This is a genomic window from Caballeronia sp. LZ019 (assembly GCF_031450825.1).
GTDB lineage: Bacteria > Pseudomonadota > Gammaproteobacteria > Burkholderiales > Burkholderiaceae > Caballeronia.
This window is the reverse complement of record NZ_JARTVZ010000002.1, coordinates 176,325-199,135: the sequence shown is the minus strand read 5'-3', so window position 1 is coordinate 199,135 and position 22,811 is coordinate 176,325. Positions and strand designations below refer to the sequence as shown.

At 63.8% G+C, this 22,811-nt stretch carries 22 protein-coding genes; 7 read left to right on the top strand and 15 right to left on the bottom strand.

The window, feature by feature from the left end:
- Positions 1-10: 10 nt before the first annotated feature.
- The gene (locus P9255_RS03970) at positions 11-1,255 is read right to left on the bottom strand and encodes a sarcosine oxidase subunit beta family protein (protein ID WP_309789175.1); all 1,245 of its coding nucleotides are present in this window, start codon (positions 1,253-1,255) and stop codon (positions 11-13) included.
- A gap of 28 nt (positions 1,256-1,283) precedes the next feature.
- Entirely contained in the window at positions 1,284-2,678 is a 1,395-nt protein-coding gene (locus P9255_RS03965) for an L-serine ammonia-lyase (protein ID WP_309765616.1), read from the bottom strand.
- 383 nt (positions 2,679-3,061) lie between these two features.
- Between P9255_RS03965 and P9255_RS03960 the strand changes: the two genes are divergently transcribed.
- From P9255_RS03960 to P9255_RS03950, 3 genes are all read left to right on the top strand, one after another.
- The gene (locus P9255_RS03960; protein ID WP_309765615.1) at positions 3,062-3,376 is read left to right on the top strand and encodes a hypothetical protein; all 315 of its coding nucleotides are present in this window, start codon (positions 3,062-3,064) and stop codon (positions 3,374-3,376) included.
- 114 nt (positions 3,377-3,490) lie between these two features.
- On the top strand, positions 3,491-4,582 hold the full coding sequence (locus P9255_RS03955) for a GlxA family transcriptional regulator (RefSeq protein ID WP_309765614.1): 1,092 nt from the start codon (positions 3,491-3,493) through the stop codon (positions 4,580-4,582).
- Between the two features lie 47 nt (positions 4,583-4,629).
- On the top strand, positions 4,630-5,391 hold the full coding sequence (locus P9255_RS03950; RefSeq protein ID WP_309765613.1) for a class II aldolase/adducin family protein: 762 nt from the start codon (positions 4,630-4,632) through the stop codon (positions 5,389-5,391).
- A 21-nt stretch (positions 5,392-5,412) separates the two neighbouring features.
- Here the strand turns inward: P9255_RS03950 and P9255_RS03945 are convergent, their stop codons facing one another.
- The 7 genes from P9255_RS03945 to P9255_RS03915 form a co-directional block, all read right to left on the bottom strand.
- Positions 5,413-6,405 carry a GlxA family transcriptional regulator gene (locus tag P9255_RS03945; protein WP_309765612.1) on the bottom strand — a complete coding sequence of 331 codons (993 nt, stop codon included), beginning with the start codon at positions 6,403-6,405 and terminating at the stop codon, positions 5,413-5,415.
- Between the two features lie 7 nt (positions 6,406-6,412).
- Positions 6,413-7,315, bottom strand: coding sequence for a choline ABC transporter permease subunit (choW, locus tag P9255_RS03940; protein WP_309765611.1), 903 nt, complete (start codon positions 7,313-7,315; stop codon positions 6,413-6,415).
- Positions 7,308-8,486, bottom strand: coding sequence for a glycine betaine/L-proline ABC transporter ATP-binding protein (locus tag P9255_RS03935; RefSeq protein ID WP_309765610.1), 1,179 nt, complete (start codon positions 8,484-8,486; stop codon positions 7,308-7,310). The genes choW and P9255_RS03935 overlap by 8 nt, the downstream gene beginning before the upstream one ends.
- A 241-nt stretch (positions 8,487-8,727) precedes the next feature.
- Entirely contained in the window at positions 8,728-9,345 is a 618-nt protein-coding gene (locus P9255_RS03930; RefSeq protein WP_309765609.1) for a flavin reductase family protein, read from the bottom strand.
- 242 nt (positions 9,346-9,587) lie between these two features.
- The gene (locus tag P9255_RS03925; protein ID WP_309765608.1) at positions 9,588-9,740 is read right to left on the bottom strand and encodes a hypothetical protein; all 153 of its coding nucleotides are present in this window, start codon (positions 9,738-9,740) and stop codon (positions 9,588-9,590) included.
- Between the two features lie 161 nt (positions 9,741-9,901).
- On the bottom strand, positions 9,902-10,642 hold the full coding sequence (locus P9255_RS03920) for a hypothetical protein (protein WP_309789174.1): 741 nt from the start codon (positions 10,640-10,642) through the stop codon (positions 9,902-9,904).
- 134 nt (positions 10,643-10,776) lie between these two features.
- Positions 10,777-11,460 (bottom strand): MgtC/SapB family protein, encoded by a 684-nt coding sequence (locus tag P9255_RS03915; RefSeq protein WP_309765606.1) that lies wholly within the window; start codon positions 11,458-11,460, stop codon positions 10,777-10,779.
- 103 nt (positions 11,461-11,563) lie between these two features.
- On the opposite strand from P9255_RS03915, the gene P9255_RS03910 reads away from it, so the two are divergent.
- Positions 11,564-12,676 carry an AGE family epimerase/isomerase gene (locus P9255_RS03910; protein ID WP_309765605.1) on the top strand — a complete coding sequence of 371 codons (1,113 nt, stop codon included), beginning with the start codon at positions 11,564-11,566 and terminating at the stop codon, positions 12,674-12,676.
- Here the strand turns inward: P9255_RS03910 and P9255_RS03905 are convergent.
- Complete coding sequence (locus tag P9255_RS03905) at positions 12,673-14,214, bottom strand: methyl-accepting chemotaxis protein (protein WP_309789173.1); 1,542 nt, start codon at positions 14,212-14,214, stop codon at positions 12,673-12,675. The genes P9255_RS03910 and P9255_RS03905 overlap by 4 nt on opposite strands.
- Before the next feature lie 226 nt (positions 14,215-14,440).
- Here P9255_RS03905 and P9255_RS03900 point away from each other — a divergent pair, with 226 nt between their 5' ends.
- Positions 14,441-14,878 carry a PaaI family thioesterase gene (locus P9255_RS03900; RefSeq protein WP_309765603.1) on the top strand — a complete coding sequence of 146 codons (438 nt, stop codon included), beginning with the start codon at positions 14,441-14,443 and terminating at the stop codon, positions 14,876-14,878.
- Between the two features lie 73 nt (positions 14,879-14,951).
- On the opposite strand, the gene P9255_RS03895 is transcribed toward P9255_RS03900, so the two are convergent.
- From P9255_RS03895 to P9255_RS03880, 4 genes are read right to left on the bottom strand one after another with little or no spacing between them, the layout of a single operon-like run.
- Complete coding sequence (locus P9255_RS03895) at positions 14,952-15,800, bottom strand: ureidoglycolate lyase (protein WP_309765602.1); 849 nt, start codon at positions 15,798-15,800, stop codon at positions 14,952-14,954.
- Between the two features lie 56 nt (positions 15,801-15,856).
- Positions 15,857-16,600 (bottom strand): SDR family oxidoreductase, encoded by a 744-nt coding sequence (locus P9255_RS03890; RefSeq protein WP_309765601.1) that lies wholly within the window; start codon positions 16,598-16,600, stop codon positions 15,857-15,859.
- A gap of 51 nt (positions 16,601-16,651) precedes the next feature.
- Positions 16,652-17,488 carry an amidohydrolase family protein gene (locus tag P9255_RS03885; protein ID WP_309766750.1) on the bottom strand — a complete coding sequence of 279 codons (837 nt, stop codon included), beginning with the start codon at positions 17,486-17,488 and terminating at the stop codon, positions 16,652-16,654.
- Positions 17,489-17,496: 8 nt separating this feature from the next.
- Positions 17,497-18,546 carry an aldo/keto reductase gene (locus P9255_RS03880; protein WP_309765600.1) on the bottom strand — a complete coding sequence of 350 codons (1,050 nt, stop codon included), beginning with the start codon at positions 18,544-18,546 and terminating at the stop codon, positions 17,497-17,499.
- A 213-nt stretch (positions 18,547-18,759) separates the two neighbouring features.
- Here P9255_RS03880 and P9255_RS03875 point away from each other — a divergent pair, with 213 nt between their 5' ends.
- Positions 18,760-19,560, top strand: a complete 801-nt coding sequence (locus P9255_RS03875) for an IclR family transcriptional regulator (protein WP_309789172.1) — start codon at positions 18,760-18,762, stop codon at positions 19,558-19,560.
- Between the two features lie 89 nt (positions 19,561-19,649).
- Positions 19,650-20,195 carry a hypothetical protein gene (locus tag P9255_RS03870; RefSeq protein ID WP_309789171.1) on the top strand — a complete coding sequence of 182 codons (546 nt, stop codon included), beginning with the start codon at positions 19,650-19,652 and terminating at the stop codon, positions 20,193-20,195.
- Here P9255_RS03870 and P9255_RS03865 read toward each other — a convergent pair.
- Positions 20,192-22,621: a GNAT family N-acetyltransferase gene (locus tag P9255_RS03865; RefSeq protein WP_309789170.1), complete on the bottom strand. Its 2,430-nt coding sequence runs from the start codon at positions 22,619-22,621 to the stop codon at positions 20,192-20,194. The genes P9255_RS03870 and P9255_RS03865 overlap by 4 nt on opposite strands.
- Positions 22,622-22,811 lie beyond the last annotated feature (190 nt).

The window sequence follows — 22,811 nt, the reverse complement described above, 5'->3', positions numbered from 1 at the left end:
GCAACTCCCTTTAGTGCGCGACGGCGGCAGCGCCGTGTTCGTCGATCAGATGACCCGTATAGAAACGATCCAGCGAGAACGGCGCGTTCAGCGCATCCGGCTCGTCGTTCGCAATGGTGTGCGCGTACGCCCAGCCCGAACCGGGCGTCGCCTTGAAGCCGCCCGTGCCCCAGCCGCAGTTGAAGTAGAGGCCCTTGACGTCGGTCTTGCTGATGATCGGGCACGCATCCGGCGACACGTCCACGATGCCGCCCCACTGCCGGTTCATCCGAACGCGCGAGAACACGGGGAACATCTCGACGATCGCTTCCAGCGTGCCTTCGATGATGTGAAAACTGCCGCGCTGGCCGAAGCCCGTGTACTGATCGACACCCGCGCCGATCACGAGGTCGCCCTTGTCGGACTGGCTGATGTACGCGTGCACCGCGTTCGACATCACGACCGTGTTGACCACCGGCTTAATCGGCTCCGACACCAGCGCCTGCAAGGGATGGCTTTCGATCGGCAGACGCACGCCCGCCATGTCGGCGAGCGTCGTCGTGTTGCCCGCTGCGACGACCGCGACCTTCTTCGCCTTGATATGGCCTTTCGTCGTATCGACGCCCGTCACCCGATTGCCGTCGCGGCGGATGCCCACGACCTGACAGTTCTGAATGATGTCGACGCCCGCCTGATCCGCGCCGCGCGCATACCCCCACGCGACCGCATCGTGACGCGCAACGCCGCCGCGACGCTGGATCGACGCGCCCAGCACCGGATAACGGCTGTTGAGGTTGATCGTCGGCTCGATCTCCTTGATCTGCGCGGGCGTGAGGAACTCCGCATCGACGCCGTTGAGACGGTTTGCGTTCACGCGGCGCTCGGTATCGCGCACGTCTTGCAGCGTATGCGCGAGGTTCATCACGCCGCGCTGGCTGAACATCACGTTGTAATTGAGGTCCTGCGAGAGCCCTTCCCACAGCTTCATGGCTTTCTCGTACAGCGCAGCGGACTCGTCCCACAGATAATTCGAGCGGACGATGGTCGTGTTGCGCGCCGTGTTGCCGCCGCCGATCCATCCCTTCTCGAGGATCGCGACGTTCGTGATGCCGTGTTCCTTCGCGAGATAGTAGGCAGTCGCGAGACCGTGCCCGCCGCCGCCGACGATCACCACGTCGTATTCGCGCTTCGGCTCGGGACTGCGCCACTGACGCTCCCAGTTCTCGTGATACGACATGCCGTTGCGCAGCAGGCTGAATATCGAATAGCGGCTCATGGTGTTTCCCTTGTTTCGTAGCGGTGTTTCAGCACTCGATGACGTTCACGGCCAGCCCGCCGCGCGACGTCTCCTTGTATTTCGTCTTCATGTCGGCGCCGGTTTCGCGCATCGTCTTGATGACCGAATCGAGCGACACGTAATGCGTGCCGTCGCCCTTCATCGCCATGCGCGCGGCGTTGATCGCCTTGATCGCGCCCATTGCGTTGCGCTCGATGCACGGAATCTGCACGAGGCCGCCGACGGGATCGCACGTCATGCCGAGGTTGTGTTCCATGCCGATTTCAGCGGCGTTTTCGACTTGCGTGGGCGTGCCGCCCATCACGGCCGCGAGCGCGGCGGCGGCCATCGAGCACGCGACGCCCACTTCGCCCTGGCAGCCCACTTCCGCACCGGAAATGGACGCCGTCTCCTTGTAGATGATGCCGATGGCCGCGGCCGTCAGCAGAAAGCGCACGATGCCCTCATCGTTTGCGCCGTGCATGAACTTGACGTAGTAGTGCAGCACGGCGGGAATCACGCCGGCCGCGCCATTGGTCGGCGCAGTCACGACCCGCCCGCCCGATGCGTTCTCTTCGTTGACGGCCATCGCGTAAAGATTGACCCAGTCGAGCATCGAAAGCGGATCGCGCAGCGATTCTTCGGAGCGCGAACGAAGCTGCGCGCACAGATCGGCGGCGCGGCGCTTTACGTGCATCGGGCCGGGCAGTTCGCCGCGTTCCTTGCAGCCGCGCTCGACGCATGCGGCCATCACGCGCCACACCGCCAGCATCCCTTCGCGCACTTCGGTTTCGCTGCGATTCGCGCACTCGTTCTTCATCGCGATATCGGCGATAGACAGACCTGTCTCCCGGCAGATACGCATGATGTCGTCGCCGGTGCGAAACGGATAGGGCACGTTGCCGCCGGCGCGCACGCCGTTCACGCGATCGCCTTCGCGGTTCACCACGAAGCCGCCGCCGATCGAGTAATACTCCTTCTCGACGAGCAACTGGCCATGTTCGTCGAACGCCTGGAAGCGCATGCCGTTCGGATGCACGATGCTGGTGCCCGCCGCGCCCGGCATCAGCTTGCGATAAAAGCCGATGTGCTCGCGCTCCTCGAACGCGACGGCGTGCTTGCCGAGCAGCATCAGGCGCCGCGTTTCGCGAATCTCTTTCAGGCGGGGCGCGATCACGTCCGGATCGATCAGATCGGGCAGATTGCCCTCGAGGCCGAGCAGCACGGCCTTGTCCGTGCCGTGGCCCTTGCCGGTCGCGCCGAGCGAGCCGAACAACTCGGCCCGCACACGCGTGACGAAGCCCAGCAGGTTCGCGTCTTCGATATGCGATGCGAAGCGGCATGCCGCGATCATCGGGCCGACCGTATGCGAACTGGAAGGACCGATGCCGATCTTGAACAGATCGAAAACGCTGACATTCATGGCGTGCCCTCAGGGTTGGCGGTTCGGTTGCGTGGCCGGGCGATGACCCGTTCACGGCATGGGCACATTGCACCAAACCGCAATTGCGGCAGATAGAACAAAAACGGCATCGAAATGGGATGGCGGCGTCAGCGCTTTTCGGCGCGCGCCGAACGTGACGGATTTCCGATGCTTCGCGACGTTCCGACGAAAGTCGGCCCGTAACACGGCACTTCGCTCGCAACACGTTTCTGCGCGGTTTCGTTGCAAATCCGGATGTTTTTGAGATTGCTCTGAAAGGCTGGAAAGGCGTGCCTCGGTATATTCCCTAGGTCCCGGAGGCCGCCAGAACATGGCTCCCAAGCCTCTCTTCTTCGATCTTCCTCGTTCACCGGTTCACAGCAATGGAAAGTCACGCCCTTCCCGATCAGTTCTTCAAATCCTGGGTTCTCGCGTTCGTGATCGGCGCTGGTATCGTCGGCGCGCTTCAGGCAGTAGGCCTGCTCTCTCCGGATCGCATCCTCACGCGCTATGCGCCGCTCTGGGCCGCGCTCATGTTCGCCTGCTCCGTCGATCCCGTCCTGCGCTACTTCGGCATATTGAAGGCCGAAGTCGAGCAACGCTGGGGGGACTACACCATCGCCAGTCTTCTCGGCCGCTCCACCGGCGCGCTGATCGGCGGCGTCTTCGCGTGGGCCTTCGCGGTTCTCGGCGGCTGATATCCCCCGCGCCACGCGTCCTGCGTGGCGCTTTCCCGTTTCCGATCATGCGTGCACGGCGCGCGCCCGGTGTTATGCTCGCTGCATAACGTCCAGCCGCCGCACGTCACGCGCATGAACCCCGCTGAAGTCCTCCCGCCGCTCTCCATCGACGGCCAGTCGAAATCACGTATTCGCTTTGGCATCGTGCTGTTGCCGAACTTCACGCTGACTGCGTTCTCCGGTTTCGTCGACCTCCTGCGTCTCTCCGCCGACGAAGGCGATTTCAGCCGTCCTGTGCGCTGCTCGTGGAGCGTGATCGGCGAAACGCTCGCGCCCGTGCGCGCAAGCTGCGGCATTCAGATCACGCCGTGGGAAACGTTCGATAGCGCCGAGCGGTTCGACTACGTCGTCGTCGTCGGCGGCCTGCTGCACTCGGGGCCATCCGCGAGCGAAGCCACGCTGCAGTTCATCCGCCGCGCCGCCGCAGCGGAAGCGACGATCGTCGGCATGTGTACCGGCGTGTTCACGCTGATGCGCGCGGGCGTGCTCGACGGCCATCGCGTATGCGTGAGCTGGTTCCACTATTGGGACTTCGTCGAACGCTTTCCGCATGCGGACGAACAGATGCTGGTCGCGGACCGGCTTTTCGTCATCGACAGAAGGCGCATCACCTGTTCGGGCGGACGCGCGTCCATCGACGTCGCCGCCGCCATCCTGCTGCGTCACTTCGAGACCGCGACCGTGCAGAAGGCGCTGCGCATCCTGCTCGTCGACGACATGCAGAAGGGCAACGCGCCGCAACCGCATCCGCCGGGCCTCGCGCCCGCGACGCATCCGAAGGTCAAACGCGCCATTCTGCTGATGGAACAGCATGTCGGCCGCACGCTGACGCTCGACGAGCTCGCGCACAAGCTCGACATGTCCACGCGCCAGCTCGAGCGCCTCTTCAAGGCGGAGACCGGCAAGGCGCCGCAGGCATACGCGAAGCAGGTGCGGCTGCGCACGGCCGCGTGGCTGCTGACGAGTTCAGACAAGACCGTGGCCGATATCGCGTCGAGTTGCGGCTTCTCGGATGCATCGCATCTCGGCCGCGAGTTCCGCAAGCAATTCGGCCTTCCGCCGATGATGTATCGCGAGCAGCGCGGCGCACAGGACGCTGAGGAAACGACGCATCACGCAATGGACTACGACGAGACTTTCCCCGGCCGCGCGCAGGCGATCTAGCGCATCGATCGAAATGCTCCGCGGCCCTCAAACCCAGGAGAAGCGGCATGGAGACTCACGGTTATTCGCAGGAAGAATGGGCGTTGCGTTGCGATCTGGCGGCGCTGTATCGCGTGATTGCGCATTTCCGCTGGACCGACATGATCTTCACGCATATCAGCGCGCGCGTGCCGGGACCGGAGCATCACTTCCTCATCAACCGATACGGCGTGCTCTTCGATGAAATGCGCGCGTCGGATCTCGTACGCATCGACAGTGAAGGCCGGCCGGTGAATGCGGACGCCGCGCATCCCGAGCGATATCTCGTCAATCCTGCCGGCTTCACGATCCACTCGGCCATACACATGGCGCGGCCCGATGTGGTGTGCGTCGTGCATACGCATACGCCCGCCGGCGCGGCGGTGTCGGCGCAAAAGCACGGCCTGCTGCCGATCAGCCAGCACGCGCTCAAGTACTACGGGCATATCGCGTATCACGACTACGAGGGCATCGCGCTCGATCTCGCGGAGCGCGACCGTCTCGTCAACGATCTCGGGCCGCACAACGCGATGATCCTGCGCAATCACGGCCTGCTCGCGTGCGGCAACTCCGTTCCGACCGCCTTTCAGGAGATGTACTTTCTGGAGCGCGCATGTGAGATCCAGTTGCGGGCGCTCGCGGGCGGCGTCGAACTGAACATGCCGTCGGCCAGGGTCTGCGAGATCACCGCCGCGCAATATCGGAGCGATGAAATCGAAGGCGTGACCGCGCTGCAATGGCAGGCCGCGCTGCGCATGATCGAAGGCGGGAAGACGGACTATCGAACGTAGCGTTGAACGGGATGCCAGGCGTCACGCGGAAAGACGCCGCTCCATGCTCGGCGCATGGCCGTATTGCGCGCGATACGCCTTGCTGAAGTGGCAAGGCGAATGGAATCCGCAGATGCTCGTTACGCGCGCAATCGATGCGTCGGTGTTGCGCAACAGATCGCGGGCGCGTCGCAGGCGCAGCGTCAGGTAGTAGTGCGTCGGCGACACATTGAGGAACATCTTGAACATGCGCTGCAAGTGCCGTTGCGACAGATGCACGAGCCGCGCGAGTTCATCGAGCGATAGCGGTTCTTCGATGTTCGCTTCCATCAGCCGAACGACCTCGACCAGCTCGGCGCGGGAGAAACCGACGCGCGCATCGACGGGGATGTGCTGGTAGTCGCTCGAACCGCGTATGCGCTCGACGATGAATTGTTCGGATACCTGAGCAGCAACCGACTGACCGAGCCGCAAGCCGACGAGGTTGAGCATCAGGTCGAGCGGCGCGGTGCCGCCCGTGCACGTTACGCGATCGCGATCGATCACGAAAAGTTCATCTGCGAAACGGACGTGCGGGAAGCGCTTGTTGAGCGGCGACATGTCTTCCCAATGCACGGTGCAACGATAACCATCCAGCAGCTTGGCCGCGAGCAACGCATAAGGACCGGTGCAGATGCCGCCGAGCGGAACGCCCGCGTCATGCACGCGCTGCAGCAGGCTGATGACCGTATCGTCGACATAATCGGCGACGTGCCAGCCCGCGCAGACGATCAGCACATCGGGCATGCCGGTTTCATCGAGCGTGGCCGCCGGCTTGACGGTGATGCCGTTGCTCGCTCGCGCCGGCTCGCCGTCCGGCGTGATGACCGACCACGTGTAGTGCTGCGCGCGGCCCACGTAGTTGGCCATGCGCAGCACTTCGACCGCGCTCGTGAATGCGATCATCGAGAAGTTCGGCAGCGTCAGGAAGCCGAAGTGCGCGAGATTCGCAAGCGGCGATTCGGAAGCAGCCGGGACGATCGCATCGCGCTTCATGACCGCATCAACCCTGTTGCGCGGCCGGCGCGCGGCGCACGCGCATCACGTTGCGCAGGCCCGAGAACAGCGGAGCGCGCGCCATGCCGGGCGAACGGCCGAAGCTCTCCGTGATGCGATCCAGGATGATCGCCAGCAGCACCACGGACAAGCCGCTCTCGAAGCCGAGACCGATATCGAGCCGCTGAATGCTCGCGAGCACGTCGTTGCCGAGACCGCCTGCACCGACCATCGACGCGATGATGACCATCGACAGCGCCATCATGATCGTCTGGTTCACGCCCGTCATGATCGACGGCAGCGCGTTCGGAATCTGCACCTTGTAGAGCAACTGCCAAGGCGTGCAGCCGAACGCCTGACCCGCTTCCACGATCTCGCGATTCACGTGCTTGATGCCGAGCGACGTGAGGCGCACCGCGGGCGGCATCGCGAAGATCACGGTCGAGAGAATGCCCGGCACGCGGCCAAGACCGAACAGCATCGCGGCGGGAATGAGGTAGACGAAGGCGGGCATCGTCTGCATCAGGTCGAGCACGGGACGCACGATCATCTCGACAACCTTGCTCTTCGCGGTCCAGATGCCGAGCGGGATGCCGACCAGCAGGCTGATAAACGTTGAGGATAGCGTAAGACCCAGCGTAATGACCATCTGGTCGTAGAAGCCGGTCGCATAGATCAGCAGGAGCGACAACAGCGTGAACGCCGCGAAGCGCCAGCCGACCCGCCACAAGCCGATGCCGACGAAGAACGCCATGAGCGCCCACATCGGAACGGCCTGCAAGACATGTTCGATGACCGCGGCGAAACTCTCGATGACCTTGCCGATGGAATCGAACGTTTTCGCGTCGTGGTCGAGCAGATAGTGGACGCCCTGATCGACCCAGCTACCGAGCGGAATGATTTCAGACATGGGAACCTCGATGGCGCGTTAGAACCTGCAGCACGTTCGTCTTGTTGACCGAACCGCAATACGAACCGTCCGCATCGACGACGGGCAGCGGCGCCCGGCTCGCAACGACACGGTTCACGACGTCGTCGAGCGTCATGCTGCGCTCGATGCATTCGATGTGATTGATGTGCGGCGCGACGTTGCCGTTCGCATCGCGGCCGACGAAACCGCGAATGCGGCGCTGGGCGTCGAGCACGAACGCGTAGTCGGCGCTGCCGTTGAGCGTCGCCGCGACGCTCGATGCGTCGATCTGCGGGGAGTGCTTCATGAGCGGGACGGCGTCGGTCTGCATGAGATCGCCGGCCGTGAGATAGCGGCTCGTGTCGATGCCGTCGAAGAAGGCCTGCACGTAGTCGTCCGCCGGATTCGTGATGATTTCCTGCGGCGTGCCGATCTGCACGACGCGCCCGCCTTCCATGATCGCGATGCGCGTGCCGATGCGCATCGCTTCTTCGAGATCGTGCGAGACGAAGAGAATCGTGCGGCGCTGCTCGCGTTGCAGATCGAGCAGCACGTTTTGCATTTCCTTGCGCTTGAGCGGATCGAGCGCGGAGAACGCTTCGTCCATGATCATCAGCGAGGGATTGACGGCAAGCGCCCGCGCCAGTCCGACGCGCTGCTGCATGCCGCCCGACAATTGCGAGGGCAGCTTCTGCGCGAACGGCGCGAGACCGACCTGTTCGAGCACGGTCATCGCACGCTTCTCGCGTTCCTTGCGTCCGACGCCGGCGACTTCGAGCCCGAACGCGGCGTTCGAAAGCACGGTGCGTTGCGGCATCAGCGCGAACGACTGGAACACCATGCTCATGTCCTTGCGGCGCAGCGCGGTCAGTTCAGAGCGCGGCACGGCGGCGACATCGCGTCCGTCGATCAGCACCTTGCCGGCGGTCGGATCGACGAGCCGGTTAATGAGCCGGATCAGCGTCGACTTGCCCGAGCCGGACAGGCCCATCAGCACGAAAATCTCGCCTTCCTGGACATCGAACGAGACGTTGTGAACGCCGACGATCTGCCCGGTGCGCGCGAAGACTTCTTCCTTCGTCGCGCCGCCGGCCAGCATGTCGATCGCCTGTTTGGGGCTATTGCCGAACACCTTGCACAGCCCTTCGACTACCACCTTGGGGGAATTCATTGAAGTCTCCATGAAGCGTGGCGGACGCCGTCCGCGCTGTGCATACATAGTTGCCAGAAAAAAGTGCTCGGAGCCGACTATTTGCGACAGCTACATGAAGAAATACGACAAGGGAATAACGCGGAGCGGCGCGCGCGACGGCCGGACCCTTGCGGGACAAGGGTTTGCCGGAAGGAGGGAGAAAAGGCGGGAAGTTTGCGGCGTGTCGCACCGGGACAAGTCCCGGCGCGTTTTCCGATACTCAGGCGCCCGGGCGCAGCATTTGGAACATTTCGCCGATCTCCGCATAGTCGGCGCGATAGCCCGCGCGCATGACCGGCCGGGCGGCGGCGGTATCGAAGAGACCGTCTTTCAGGAATTCGCTGCGAATATGCACACCGACGACCTGCCCGAGCGCGAGCCAGTTGTTCATCGGCTGGCCGTCCAGATCGTGCAGGCGGACGACTTGCAGCAGCCGGCATTCGAGCGCCGCCGGCGATTCGGCGACGTGCGGGACGCCGACCTTGCGCCCCGGCGCTTTCGTCAGGCCCGCGAGTTCGAACTCGTCGACGCCGCGCGCGACCGGCGCCGACGTGCGGTTCATGCGCTCGGCGAGCGGGCGCGTGGACATGTTCCAGACGAATTCGCCGGTTGCCTCGATGTTGCTGATGCTGTCCTTGCGACCTTCGCTCGAAAATCCGATGACGTACGGAAAGGTCGCGAACGCGCCGAAGAAGCTGTACGGCGCGAGATTCACGCTGCCGTCGGCGTCACGGCTCGATATCCAGCCGATGACGCGTGGCGCGACGATCGCCTTGAACGGGTCGTGCGGGAGGCGGTGGCCTTCGTTGGGGTCGTAGAAATGGACGTCGCCGGTCATAGGGGCGCTCGATGCGTCGGAGTGGGAGAGACGAAAGAATACCGCGTCGGGTGACGGGGCACCGGGACGGGAGAAGCGGAAGTCTGACGCGCTGCGGAGCGCAGGGCGGGGTTCGTCGAATAACGACGAAGGATGGTGCTAGAAAAACTACAAATCCAGCAGAAGCTGGCGGGCGGGATAGTCGACGTCTTGCCGTCGGATTTTGCTAACTTGGTATGACCCGCGCCGCCCTCAACGACGCATTACAGACGGAAGCCGAATGCGGTGCCGCGTGCCTTGCGCTGACGCTCTGCTTCGCGGAAACGCGCTTGATACGAGTAATCCGAGTCCATCGGCAGGTGCGGCGATTCGAAGATCGAAGCAAATTTTTGCAGCAGGGCGAAGAGGTAGCTCATGTCTGACTCCGGTTGGTGATTGAGGGTTTTCCCTTAGCGATGATTATAGGGATACCCCCTCCGGATTTCTAGTGCAATGCAACATTTCCTGCCGAGAAATGTGGTAGTTTTTCTACATCGTCGGTCGAAACGACCTGTTCGACGGCATCGACGGGGCGCGCTCAGTGCTCGCGAGCGGGCGTTGCGTGCGGATCGGTATTGGACGGGAAGGCGGACGCCTCGTGGCCGGCACGCAGCAACACGACGGTCTGCGCGATGCCCGCTGCAAGCGTCGTAAGCATGGCGCAAAGCGTTAGGGTCAGCATCGTCTTCGTGTGGCGCGCGTGCGCTGCGGCCGTCGCGCGCTGCCCGTCGATCACCGTGCGCAGCGCATCGACGGAATGTGAAAAAGCGCTTGCACGAAACGGATCGGCTTCGTCGCTCAGGCGCGAAGGTGACAGCCAGCCGGCCGGCTCGGACGCGGCGATCCAGGCCACGCTCGCGCGCCGTGTGACCGCGGCTTTGCTTCGCGTCGACGACGCAGGTGTGAGCGCGTCCGCGATCAGGTCGCCCTGCCCGGGCGCGTCGTCCGCCTCGCGCGCGACTGCCACGGGCCGCGCCACGCGCCGCTTCGCCGACGACTCCACCGCAGCCAAGAACACTTCAGGCAACTCGAAACCCTCGAACGTGCCCTGACGGATATCCGTGTTCATCGCCTGAAGCGTGGCGCGTTCGGCGTCCTCGGCAAAGAGGTCGAGCGTCTCGCCGTAGCGCGGGGCATCGCTCGGCTCGCCGAGGCGTTGCGCCGGCCGCGCGGCGCGAGCGATTTTCTTCTGCGCATCGGCGTCTGCCTCGGCGCGTCGCCGGGCTTTAGCCGACGACGCGTTGACATCGGGCTTTCGAGGTACAGCGGGATCTGGCATAGGTCGAAAAGCTGCGGCGGCACTAAAGACGCGCGGCAGTCATGCGGTCTGGCGATATTTTTCGAGAGGCCGCATTGTCGCACGGCTGCGGGCCTTATCCAGCGGGCTTTGGCAAGAGATCGCCGCGCCGCCGCTCAATTCGCGTCTTCCTCGCGAAACTCACGCACGACCGGCAGTTGCCGCAGGCGCTCGCAGATGGCCCGGTATTCCTGCGACGACACGCGCGAAAGCTCGACCTGCACTTCGTCGAGTTCGGGCGTGTCCTCGCTTTGCTGCACGACGAATTGCTTGACGCGCACGCTGCCCGGACCGAGCGCTTCGTGCAGGCCGTGGAACGAAAGCGAGCCGCGATCGACCAGCATCGTGAGTTGCCGGCGCTGCCTGACGGCGATGAAGCGGCGTTCCAGCGGCTTCAGTCCCGCGAGAATGACGAGGATGATCGCCGTCGCCGCGATCGACGCCGTGTACAGACCGCCGCCGACCGCAAGCCCGATCGCCGCGACGGACCAGAGACTCGCGGCGGTCGTCAGGCCCCGCACGATTTCGCCGCGCAGCAGAATGGATCCCGCGCCCAGAAAGCCTATGCCCGACACGACCTGCGCCGCCACGCGCGACGGATCGAGAACGACGTGATCGCCTTTCAGCGCATCCGCGAAACCGAACGCGGACACCATCATGATGAGCGCCGATCCGACGCACACGAGCATATGCGTGCGCAGTCCCGCCGCCCAGGAAAGACGCTCGCGCTCGAAGCCGATCACACTGCCGAGCGCCGCGGCCATGACGAGCCGCGAAACGAGTTCGACGTTGCTCAACATCTTCTTCACCTCCTGTCGTTGTGAGTGAATGCGCGCCGGGCGGCGTTTGCTATGCTTCAGCGGCTACTGGTAGCTTTCCAGAACATTCTCACAGAGTTGTCGTATGCAAGATCGACCTACGCATGCCGCACCGGCGGCGCCATCGACGAATCCGGAATCCGGCGCGGCGCTGCGCGCGCATTACGCGAACGTCGTGCTGCCGATATGGCGCGGCCCCGGCTTCAACGCGGCGCTGCGGCTGCCCTTGGAAGCTGTCGCGCCCGACGACCACGCGCCGCTGCCGCCGAAGCGTTATCGCGCGATGGCGTGCGCGCGTCAGCTGTTCGTTTTCGCCGATGCGGGCGAACTCGAACACGCGAAGACGCTGTTCGAATCGTTGCGGCACTACTTTCGGGACACGCGGCACGGCGGTTGGTTCTACAGCGTCGATGCAAACGGCGCACCGCTCGAGCGACAGAAAGACTTGTACACGCACGCGTTCGTCGTTTTCGCGTGCGCGCACTACGCGCGGAAAAGCGGTTCGGCCGATGCACTGGCGCTGCTCGCCGAAACGTCGAATCTTGTCGAAACTCGCTTCGCGAAACCTGGCGCGGTTCTGAACGCCGCGTTATCCGACGATTTCACGGCGGCGCTTGAAGGACCGCTGCAAAATCCGCTGATGCATCTTGCGGAAGCGTGGCTCGCAGCGCGCGAGGCCACCGGCGACGCCGCCTACGACACGCGTCTCGCGACGCTCGCGGAATGGATCGCGCATACGTTCGTGCACGAGCCGACCGGCTGCATCGCCGAATTGCCGATCGGCGCTGCGAACAACCGGCTCGAGCCGGGGCATCAGTTCGAATGGTATTTTCTGGCGATCGGCAGCGGGCATGCGGCGTTCGCATCGGCGGGGCTCGACGAACGGCTCGAACGCGCGTTCCTGTTCGCGCAGAAGCACGGCATCGACGATGAAACGGGCGGCGTGTGCGCCGCACTGGACGAAACCGGCGCCGTGATCGACGGCACCCAGCGAATCTGGGCGCAGACCGAATACCTGCGCGCGCTGGCCACGCGCGGCGATCCGGTCGGCGAGCAGATCGGGCGCTTTCGCGCGCGGTTCTTGCACGAGCGGGGCTGGGTCGAATGCCGCGCGGCCGGCGGTGACATCAGCCGCGCGGACATGCCTTCGACCACGCCGTACCACCTGGCCACGGCGTACGCATCGTTGCCGCTCTAGGCGATCTGAAACACCGAAACGGCCGCCTTGAGTTGCCGCGTCTGCTCGTGCAATGACGAGGCGGCAGCCGCGGCCTGCTCGACGAGCGCCGCGTTCTGTTGCGTCATCTCGTCCATCTGCGTGACGGCCTGATTCACCTGCTCGATGCCGACGCTCTGCTCCAGCGACGACGCGCTGATTTCCGCCATCATCTGCGTGACGCGCGAAATCGAAGAGGACACGTCACGCATCGCCGCGCCGGCGCGTTCCACGAGCACGGAGCCGTCGCTGACCTGCGCGACCGATTCCCCGATCAATTCCTTGATTTCCTTTGCCGATTGCGCCGAGCGTTGCGCCAGTCCGCGCACTTCACCCGCGACGACCGCAAAGCCACGTCCTTGCTCGCCCGCGCGTGCGGCTTCGACGGCCGCGTTCAGCGCGAGAATGTTGGTCTGGAACGCGATGCCGTCGATCACCGAAATGATCTCCGCGATCTTGTCGGAGCTCTGCGCGATCCCGCGCATTTTCTCGACCACGTCGTCGACCACGCTGGAGCCGCGCGACGTGGCTTCGAGCGCATCGCCGGCGAGCGCGTTGGCTTCGCGTGCGTGATCGGCGTTCTGTCGCACGGTCGCCGTGAGTTCTTCCATGCTGGATGCAGTTTCTTCCAGCGATGCCGCCTGATTCTCCGTCCGCGCCGACAAATCGGCGTTGCCGCTCGCGATTTCATCCGCGCCGAAGTTGATCGACTCCGACGTTTCGCGCACCGTCTTCACCGTGCTGGCGACGCTCGCCTGCATCGCGGCGAGACCCGCGAAGAGACGGCCGATTTCGTTGGTGCCGCGCTCCGCGATGCGCTCGTCCAGACGCCCTTGCGCGATGCGTTCGAAGTGACGGCCCGCTTCCTCCAGCGGCGCGATCACGCCACGGCGCAACGTCAGATGGACGAGGACGACGCCCGCCAGAAGGGCCACGGCGATCGCGAAACCCACGGCGCGGAACAAGGCGTAGCGCGCATCGATCGATTCGAGATACGCATTGCTCGACGCATTGCCGAAATCGACGAACTTCTGCTGCTCGGCGAGATAGCGGTCCTGGAAGCCTTGCGTCGGCTGATCGAGGAACGCCTGGAGATTATTGGAATCGAGATATTGCACGAGCTCGGAGAGCGCCTTTGCGTACTCCGCGTATTTCGCCTTTAACGCGGTCATGCGCGCGACGTTCTCTTCGCCGGTCTTCGGCGCATCGAGGAACGCGGAAAACGACTTGTCGGCGAGCGCGATCTCTTCACGCGCATGCTGCACGATCTCGACCGGCTCGGTGCCGCCGCGCACCATGCGCGTTCCCGCGCGCGACAGGTTGATGCGCGCGTCCATCAGATGCTGCGTGGTCTTGTTGACCGCGTTGACCTGCTTGAGCGCGATATCGGACAGGCTGCCGACATCGCCGTGCGTGCGCGAAAGCGACCAGAACCCGAGCCCTTCGGTCACGAGCTGGAACAGGCAGAACACGACCAATACCGCGAGCAAACCCGATGACACCTTGATCTTTCCCAACATCACTCTCACCCGACTAACGAATTGAGCCGTTTCAACTCACGGCGATAGTGCGGGTTTACGGCAGCGGGCGCCGCAAGCTTGAATCGTTCGCCCGAAAGTCTGTCTATGCGACTGGATTGCACCGAAACGCACCATTGCACGAATTCCGCCGAACGTGCTTGCGCCGCACGCGTTCGCTGCCTATTGTCTTTGCAGGACGGCGCTGAACCCACCAAGGAGTGTCCGAATGGCCGAAATCGTCGATATCGCCCGCGGTGCGCTGAATGCGCAACCGTTCAGCGCCTTGCTCGGAACCAAGCTGATGCAGGTCGATTCAGCAAGCCTCACGCTGTGTCTGCCGATCCGCGACGAGCTGAGGCAGCAGCACGGCTTCGTACACGGCGGCGTGGTGAGCTATCTCGTCGACAACGCGCTGACCTTCGCGGGCGCGCTGCGGCTCGGTCCGAAGGTGGTCACGGGGGAATACAAGATCAATCATCTGCGCCCGGCGGTCAGTGGCACGCTGATGGCCCGCGCGCGCGTCGTCCACGCGGGGATGACGCAGGCGACGTGTCAGTGCGATGTCTTCGTCACCGATGGTAATGCCGAACGGCTCGTCGCGGTCGCGCAAGGGACGGTCGCGCGCATCGGCGACAGCGCGATCGAGGCGTTTTATCACGCCTGACGCGTTTTTCGTCGCTCCATACGTGCGAAAGCCTCGCCACGGCATGTGGCGAGGCTTTTCGTTCACCTGACGCTTACTGCGCGGCTACGGTCTTCTGCTGCTGCTCGCCGAGGCCCTCTATGCCGAGGCGCATCGTCTGGCCGGCTTTCAGATACACCGCGCTCGGCTTCACGCCCATGCCGACGCCCGGCGGCGTGCCGGTCGAGATGATGTCGCCGGGCTGCAGGCTCATCACTTTCGACAGGTACGCGACGAGTTGCGCGACGGTGAACACCATCGTCTTCGTGTTGCCGTTCTGATAGCGATGGCCGTCCACTTCCAGCCACAGATCGAGCTTCTGCGGATCGGCGACTTCGTCCTTCGTGACGAGCCACGGACCGATCGGGCCGAACGTGTCGAAGCCCTTGCCCTTGTCCCACTGCGTGCCGTGCTCGAGCTGCCACTCGCGCTCGGAGACGTCGTTGATCACGCAGTAGCCCGCGACGTAATCGAGCGCGCTGGCTTCATCGACGTACTTGGCTTCCTTGCCGATCACGACGCCCAGTTCGACTTCCCAGTCGGTCTTCTTCGACTCGCGCGGAATTTCGACGTCGTCGTTCGGGCCGCAAATCGCGCTCGTCCACTTGCCGAAGATCACCGGCTCGGTCGGCACCGGCAGGTTGGATTCGGCGGCGTGATCCGCATAGTTCAGGCCGATGCACACGAATTTGCCGACGCGTCCGACACACGGCCCGATGCGCGGATTGCCCTCGACCACCGGCAGCGACGCCGGATCGGCGGCACGCACTTTCGCCAGGCCCGCTTCGGTCAGCGTCGCGCCGGCGATGTCGTCCACGACTGCCGACAGGTCACGAATTTGCCCATCCGCGTCGAGAAGACCCGGCTTTTCCTGACCCTTCGGGCCGTAACGAAGCAGCTTCATCTGGTTTGATCCTCGTATTTCTGCAGCAAGTTGAAAAGGAATGCGCGGCGAGCCTGTTAGTTCGACCAGCCGCCATCGATGATGTGAATCTGACCCGTCGTGAACGACGACTCATCGGAACCGAGGTACAGCGCGAGCGCGGCGATTTCCTCGGCGCGGCCGACGCGGCCCATCGGCTGGCGCGCGACGAACGCGGCCTGCACCTGATCGACGCTCGCGCCTTGCGCCTGCGCCTGCTCCGCAATGCGCTCCTTGAGCGACGGCGATTCGACCGTGCCCGGACAGATTGCATTGCAGCGGATGCCGCGCGTGACGAAATCCGCCGCGACCGACTTCGTGAGTCCGATGACCGCCGCCTTCGACGCGCCGTACACGAAGCGGTTCGCGACACCCTTTACGCTCGACGCCGCCGACGACATGTTGATGATCGAGCCGCCGCCCTTCTCCAGCATCGCCGGCAAGAACGCGCGAATCGTGCGGTACATCGCCTTCGCGTTCAGGTCGAAGGCGAAGTCCCAGTCGGCTTCGCTCGCTTCGAGAATCGAGCCGGCGTGGACATAGCCCGCGCAGTTGAACAGCACGTCGACCGGGCCGACTTCCTTCGCGAGATCGTCGATGGCCTGGGTGTCGCGCACATCGAGCTTGCGCACTTCAAAAGGCTTGCCGTCCAGCGATTCGATGCGGATGTCCGTTGCGATCACGCGCGCGCCTTGCGCCGCGAACATTTCCGCCGTCGCGAGGCCGATGCCCTGTGCCGCCGCCGTGATCAACGCGGTCTTGCCTGCCAGTCTTTGTACCATCCACTGCTCCAGTCGAAATTGATTTTGAGACATGCCCGGTATAGAGGGATTTCAAAGGCGGTAGAACGCGCGGGCGTTTGCGCCGAAAATCGCCTCCTGGCCGGTTTTATCGAGATGCGCGGTGAGTCGCGTGGCGACGGCGTGCCAGTCAGTGTATCCGCCGTTGAGATTCAGCACCGGCCAATCGCTACCCCACATCAGCCGTTCGGGGCCGAAATGCGCGAGCAGATGCGCGATAAAGGGTTGAAGCGTCGCGTCGGTCCAGCCCTTGGCTGCTTCAGTGGCGAGGCCCGAGAGCTTGCAGGACGGTTTCTGCGGCAACGCGGCGAGCTGCGCGATGCCGTCGGCCCACGGTTGCCAGGCCGCATCGACGCCATCGCGAATCGGCGGCTTCGCCCCATGATCGATGACGATGCGCAACGCCGGGTAACGGCGCGCGAACTCGATCAGCGACGGGACATGCCGCGCGAAGATCAGCGCATCGAAGGCGAGATCGCGTTCGATGAGGCATTCGATCGCTTCGGCGCGCGGCGCGTGGGCGATCCACGTGTCGTCGGGCAAGTCCTGCAACATCGGGCGGACGCCTTTGAATTTCGGGTCGCGCGAAAATTCGTCGATGAAATCGACGGCGTCGACAGAATCAAGCGGAATCCAGCCGACGACGCCCGCGATGGAATCGTCGCCACGCGCGATATCGAGCAGATAACGCGTTTCTTCGACGGTCGGCGCGGCTTGCACCGTCACCGTGCGCGCAATGCCCGAAGCCACGCGGAGCGGTTCGAGATCTGACGGCCCGAACACCCGATATAACGGCTCTAGTGCCGGCGTGAGCCAGCCGTAGTCGCCGCGCGCCGGGTCCCAATAGTGCTGATGCGCGTCGATTCTCAGGGCCATGTTCACTCCGGCACGGGTGCGTTCGGGTGCAGCAAGCCTTCCGCCCGCAACGCTTTCCACAGCGACGAAGGAATCGGCGCTCCGAACGATGCAGCGTTCTCACGGACTTCACCGGGATTGCGCGCGCCCATGAGCACCGTCGCCACAACTTTGTGCGCATAAGGAAACTGGAGGGCGGCGCTCGATAGCGCGACGCCATGCTCGCGACACACGCGTTCGAGCTTGCCTACCCGTTCGATAATTTCCTTCGGTGCGTCGCCGTAGTTGAACTTGAGATCGCCATGCGCGTTCGTGTCGAGACCGCGTGCCAGAATCCCGGAGTTGAATGCGCCGCCGAGCAGGATGCTCACACCGCGCTTCTCGCATTGGGGCAATAGGTCGTCGAGCGGATTTTGTTCGAGCAGCGTGTAGCGACCGGCAAGCAGCGCGCAGTCGATCTCGTATTCGGCCATCGCTTCCATGACCGCCGCGCTTTCGTTCACGCCGAGGCCGACCGCTTTCACCCCGCGCGACTGCTTGAGTTCATCGAGCGCGCGGAAGCCGCCTTCGTCCGTGAGTTGCCGCCAGTACTGCGCGTTCATTTCGCAGTGCGTGTATCGACCGATATCGTGAATCAGCACGATATCGATGTCGATCATGCCGAGCCGCTGCTGGCTGTCCTCGAAGGATCGCAGGATGCCGCCGTAGGTGTAATCGTAGATGGCCTGGAAGGGCAGCGGATTCGCCCAGCCTTCGCTGCCATCGTCGGGCGTCGTTCTCGGGACGAAGCGGCGGCCGACCTTCGTCGAGATCACGAAGTCTTCGCGCGGATAACGCCGCAACGCATCGCCCAGACGATGCTCGGCCTTCGTGTGGCCGTAGTGCGGAGCGGTATCGAAAAAACGGATGCCCGCGCCCCACGCGGCGTCGACGGTGTCGCGCGCTTCTTCTTCCGTCAGCTCGTGGTAGAGACCGCCGAGCGGCGCCGTGCCGAGCGACAACGCCGTTACTTCTAGCGGCGTGCGTCCAATTGGGCGTCGGCGTAGGACGACATCCTGCGTTTCTGCGCTCATCTGCAAACCTCGATCAATCGATGCGGGTGGCTGCGGCGGAGCCGCTGATCGCGGCTGGCGGAATTTCAGGCGGGCAAGTTCGACGTCAGCAGCAAGGAAAAACCCTCGATGTGACGATTCACCAATGAACGTATTATTCATATTCGCACAACGCCAAGTCAAGAAATGCGGCCGGCAGCCTCGTCGGTGATTTCCCTTAGCGCTCCGGGACCCATGAATCGACGCACGCCATCTTCGCTGGACCTAGCCGACCTCGATGCTGACCGCTATCGAGCGCCCGCGCTCGACAAAGGGCTCGACATTCTCGAACTGCTGTCGGAACAAAAGTCGGGGCTTACGCGCGCTGAGATCACGAAGATGCTGGGGCGCAATGCGAGCGAGATGTATCGAATGCTCGAGCGCCTCGTTGCGCGGCAATATGTCGTGCGCTCTCCGGAAGGCGACCGTTACTCGCTGGGGCTGAAGTTGTATGCACTTGCGCATCGGCATCCGCCGACGCACCGGCTCATTGCGGAAGCGTTGCCTGTGATGCAGCGTTTCACCGATGCCGCCGAGCAATCGGTTCATCTGGCCGTCTACGATCGAGGTAATCTCCTCGTCATCGCTCAAGTAGACGGGCCGGGCACGTGGGGCATTTCCGTTCGGCTCGGCTCGCGCGTCGGCCTGATCGACACCGGATCGGGGCGCGTCATGCTCGCGTTTCAGACGGACGAACAGCGCGCGCACATGCTGGCCGAGCACACGAAAGTCAAAGGCGAACTCCCGGTCAACGACGCCGTGCTGGACGCCGAGCATCGACGCATCCGCGAACTCGGCTACTGGAAGAAGGACAGTCAGCAGACTTTCGGCGTCACCGACGTAGCGTTCCCGCTGCTCGGCCCCTCCGGTCAGGCGATCGCGGCGCTGACGTGTCCGTATATGCGGCGCATCGACGAATATGTGGCGCCCTCCGTCAACGATGTGACCGCACTTCTACACCACGCCGCGCGCGCCCTCTCGATGACGCGCGACTGAGCGGCGGCATCGCGCGTTAGAATGGCGGCCCTCTCAAAAAGGCGGCCTTCGTATCGACGGGCCGCTGACCTTCATCCAGCGCATTACTCATGGCGAAACTTCTCTCCGATTCAGAATTTCAGCGTTTTTCCGAACTACAGCAAAAGCAGGCGAGCTTCACGATCACAACGGATGAAGCGGACGAGTTGCGCGATATCGTCGCGCGCGCACAGAAGAAGCGTGACGACCGTGCCGCCGCGATGCAGTCCATCGAAACGCATATCGCGCAGTTCGACATCAGCCCTGACGAGCTTTTCTCGCCCGAGCAGATTGGCGAAGCGGCGCGCACCTACGGGCTCATTCCTGCTGCGAAGAAAGAGCGCACACTTCCGCCGCAACTGATCTACAACGGCAAGCCGTATCAGTGGACGTCGCGCGCGCTGCCGGATGAAATCCGCGAACCGCTTTTCGAAGCGTTCACTTCGGGGCAGTCGGTGAAAACGTTCATCGCGACGCCGAAGGACGCCGCGCGCTGCGCATTGACCATCGCCCGGCTGGAACGTGAAACGGGAAGTTCGTATGCCGAATCATTGCTGAGCGAGTTGTCGCTCACGCGCGCGCAAGTCAACGACGCGGTCGCCAGGCTCGCAGCCTAAGCTCGTATCGTTTCGGGCGGATGCGCCGGCGCGTCGCAAAGGCGCATCCTGAAACCCACGACGCCCGGATCCTCGGTCCTGATCAGTTCGAATCCCGCTTTTTGCGCCAGCGCGATCATGCCCGCGTTCTCGCGCAGCGCCTCGCCGATGATCCATCGCGTACCGCGCTTGCGCTCGTAGTCGATGATTCTCGATAGCAGCAACCACCCCAAGCCCTGCCCTTTCATGTCCGAGCGCGCGGCCAGCGCGAACTCGGCGGTTTCATTGTCGGGATCGGCAATCGCTCGCGCCACGCCGAGCGTCTCGTGCGCGCCGTCGTCTTTCTTGCGCGTCACGATGAGCGCCATCTCGCGGTCGTAATCGATCTGCGTCATTCGCGCGAGCTGCGAATGATCGAAGCTGCGCACTGCGCCGAAGAAGCGCAGGCGCAGATCTTCGGCAGTGTTCGCGGCGACGAACGCACGATGCGCGTCTTCGTCTTCCGGTCGAATCGGCCGCACCGTCAGGCGCATGCCGCGCCAGTCGAGCGTCTCTTCCATCGCGCGCGGATACGGCACGATCGCGAGCGGCTTCCGATGCGAACCGAGCGTCAGTTGCGGCTCAAGGACGGTTACGGAATCGCGCTTCACGCGAAACGTCAGCTTCAGCGCGACGATCTCCTCGAGATAGCAGACCAGTTGCGATAGCGCAGTCAGCGCGTTGAGAAGAAGCTCGGCGGGTAATTCACGCGCGCGCGGCGAGGTGGCGATCAGGTCGCGGGCGAGCACGGGATTGAGCGGCGGGAGCGCAAACTCGTGGAGCGAATCTGCCAGTCCCAGCGCGCCGGCAGCCCGGAATTCGAACGCCGGGCCGAATATACGGTGGTTGATGAGCCGCGTTTCGATATCGATGGCATCCGGCGGCGTCGGATCGGTCGCGCCCGGCTTCACAACGAAGCCGAAGCGTGCGCACATGCGGGCGGCCGGTTCGCCAGATAACTCCGCGACGCCGTTCGCCAACCCGGCGCGGACTTCGCGCTGTGCGTCGTCGATGTCTTTCGGGACGTCTGCGGGAACGCCGTCTGGCGTCTGCATCAGCAGCTCGCGCCCTTGCCGGAAATCCACGAGACGGGCGAAGCCGCGCGCGAGGCGATGCGGCGTCGTGTGCACCGGGATGCCGTTAGCGTGCAGTTCGTCGCGCGTTTCCGAATCGACGCAGCCGAAGAAGCACGCGAGCAGGCCACGATAAGCGTGCCGCCGTTGTGCAATTAAAGTGCGCGCTACATCGGCGACGGGCGCGCTGTGCGTCGGCGCATGAACGACGAACACGGTGCCGGTTTCGCGATGCGGCGCGAGCGCTTCGAGCGCGACGCCAAAGTCGGCGGGCGATGCGTCATCGCCGAGCAGTAGCGGATTGCCGGTTCGCGCTCGGGGCAGCGCGGCAGTTACCGCATCGCGAGCGGCAACTGGCCAAGGCGCGAGGTCACCGCCCGCACCGCCGAACGCGTCCATCGCCAAGGCGGCGACACCGCGGTCGCTGGTTATGACGGTCGCTGTGTCGCTCGTTGCCACCCTGCCGACGCCGAGCGTTTCGATTTCATCAAGCAGGTCGTCGAGCGAATCGACGCGGACAAGTCCGGCGCGACGGAAAGCGGCGTTGTAGAGGCGATCGAACGGATCGTCGCGACCCGTGCGTAACACCAGAACGGGTTTGTTTCGTGCTGCGGCGCGTGCCGCCGACATGAATTTGCGCGCCGAGCTGACGTGCTCGATCGCGAGCAGAATTGCGCGCGTCGATGGGTCGCTCGCCAAGAAGTCGAGCATATCGCCGGAGTCGACATCGGCTTCATCGCCGAGAGCGACAATTCGAGAGAAACCCAGGCCGCGCGCAAGTGCCCAGCCGAGGACGCCGTTCGTTAGCGCGTTCGAGCCCGAAACCCACGCGACACCGCCCGGCTTGACCGTACAGGCGGGCGCGCCGATGCATGCGCCCATCGACGGCGTCACGACACCGATGCTCGCTGGCCCGACGACGCGGATAAGAAAAGGCCGTGCAGCCGCCAGTGTTCGCGTGGTCCATTCGCTTGCCTCGTCGGACGCGATGCCCCCTGCGCGGTGCACGCTGTCCGAGCGCGGTCGTGTCTCGCCGACGATGACCACCGCTTTCGTTCCTCGCCGCCCCAATGCTTCGACAAGCGATGGCCAAGTCTGCGGACGCGTGCATAGAACAGCGACTGACGGCGCATCCGGCAAGTCTTGAACATCTTTGTACACCCGTACGCCGTTCAGCGACTCGTGCCGCGGATTCACCGGCCAGATCGGGCCTTCGAAACCGGCACATCGGGCCCGCTCCCAAACCATTTCGCCGATCGTCCCCACACGCGGCGACGCACCGATAACGGCAATGGACTTAGGCGCAAAGAGGATGTCGAGGTTGCGAACTGTCATGGGCGGCTCTCCGATGTGCGGCACGGATAAGCATAGGCGATGTTGATCGGTCGATCGCTGCCCGACGGTCGCGGCAGTGCTTTATGCGCATAAAGTTGCCCCGCGCGCCAACAGCGCTGGCTGCTTTATGCGCATAAACCTTGTCCGAATGGCTATCCGCTGCAACGTTTGACGAATCCGGCTGGAAAAA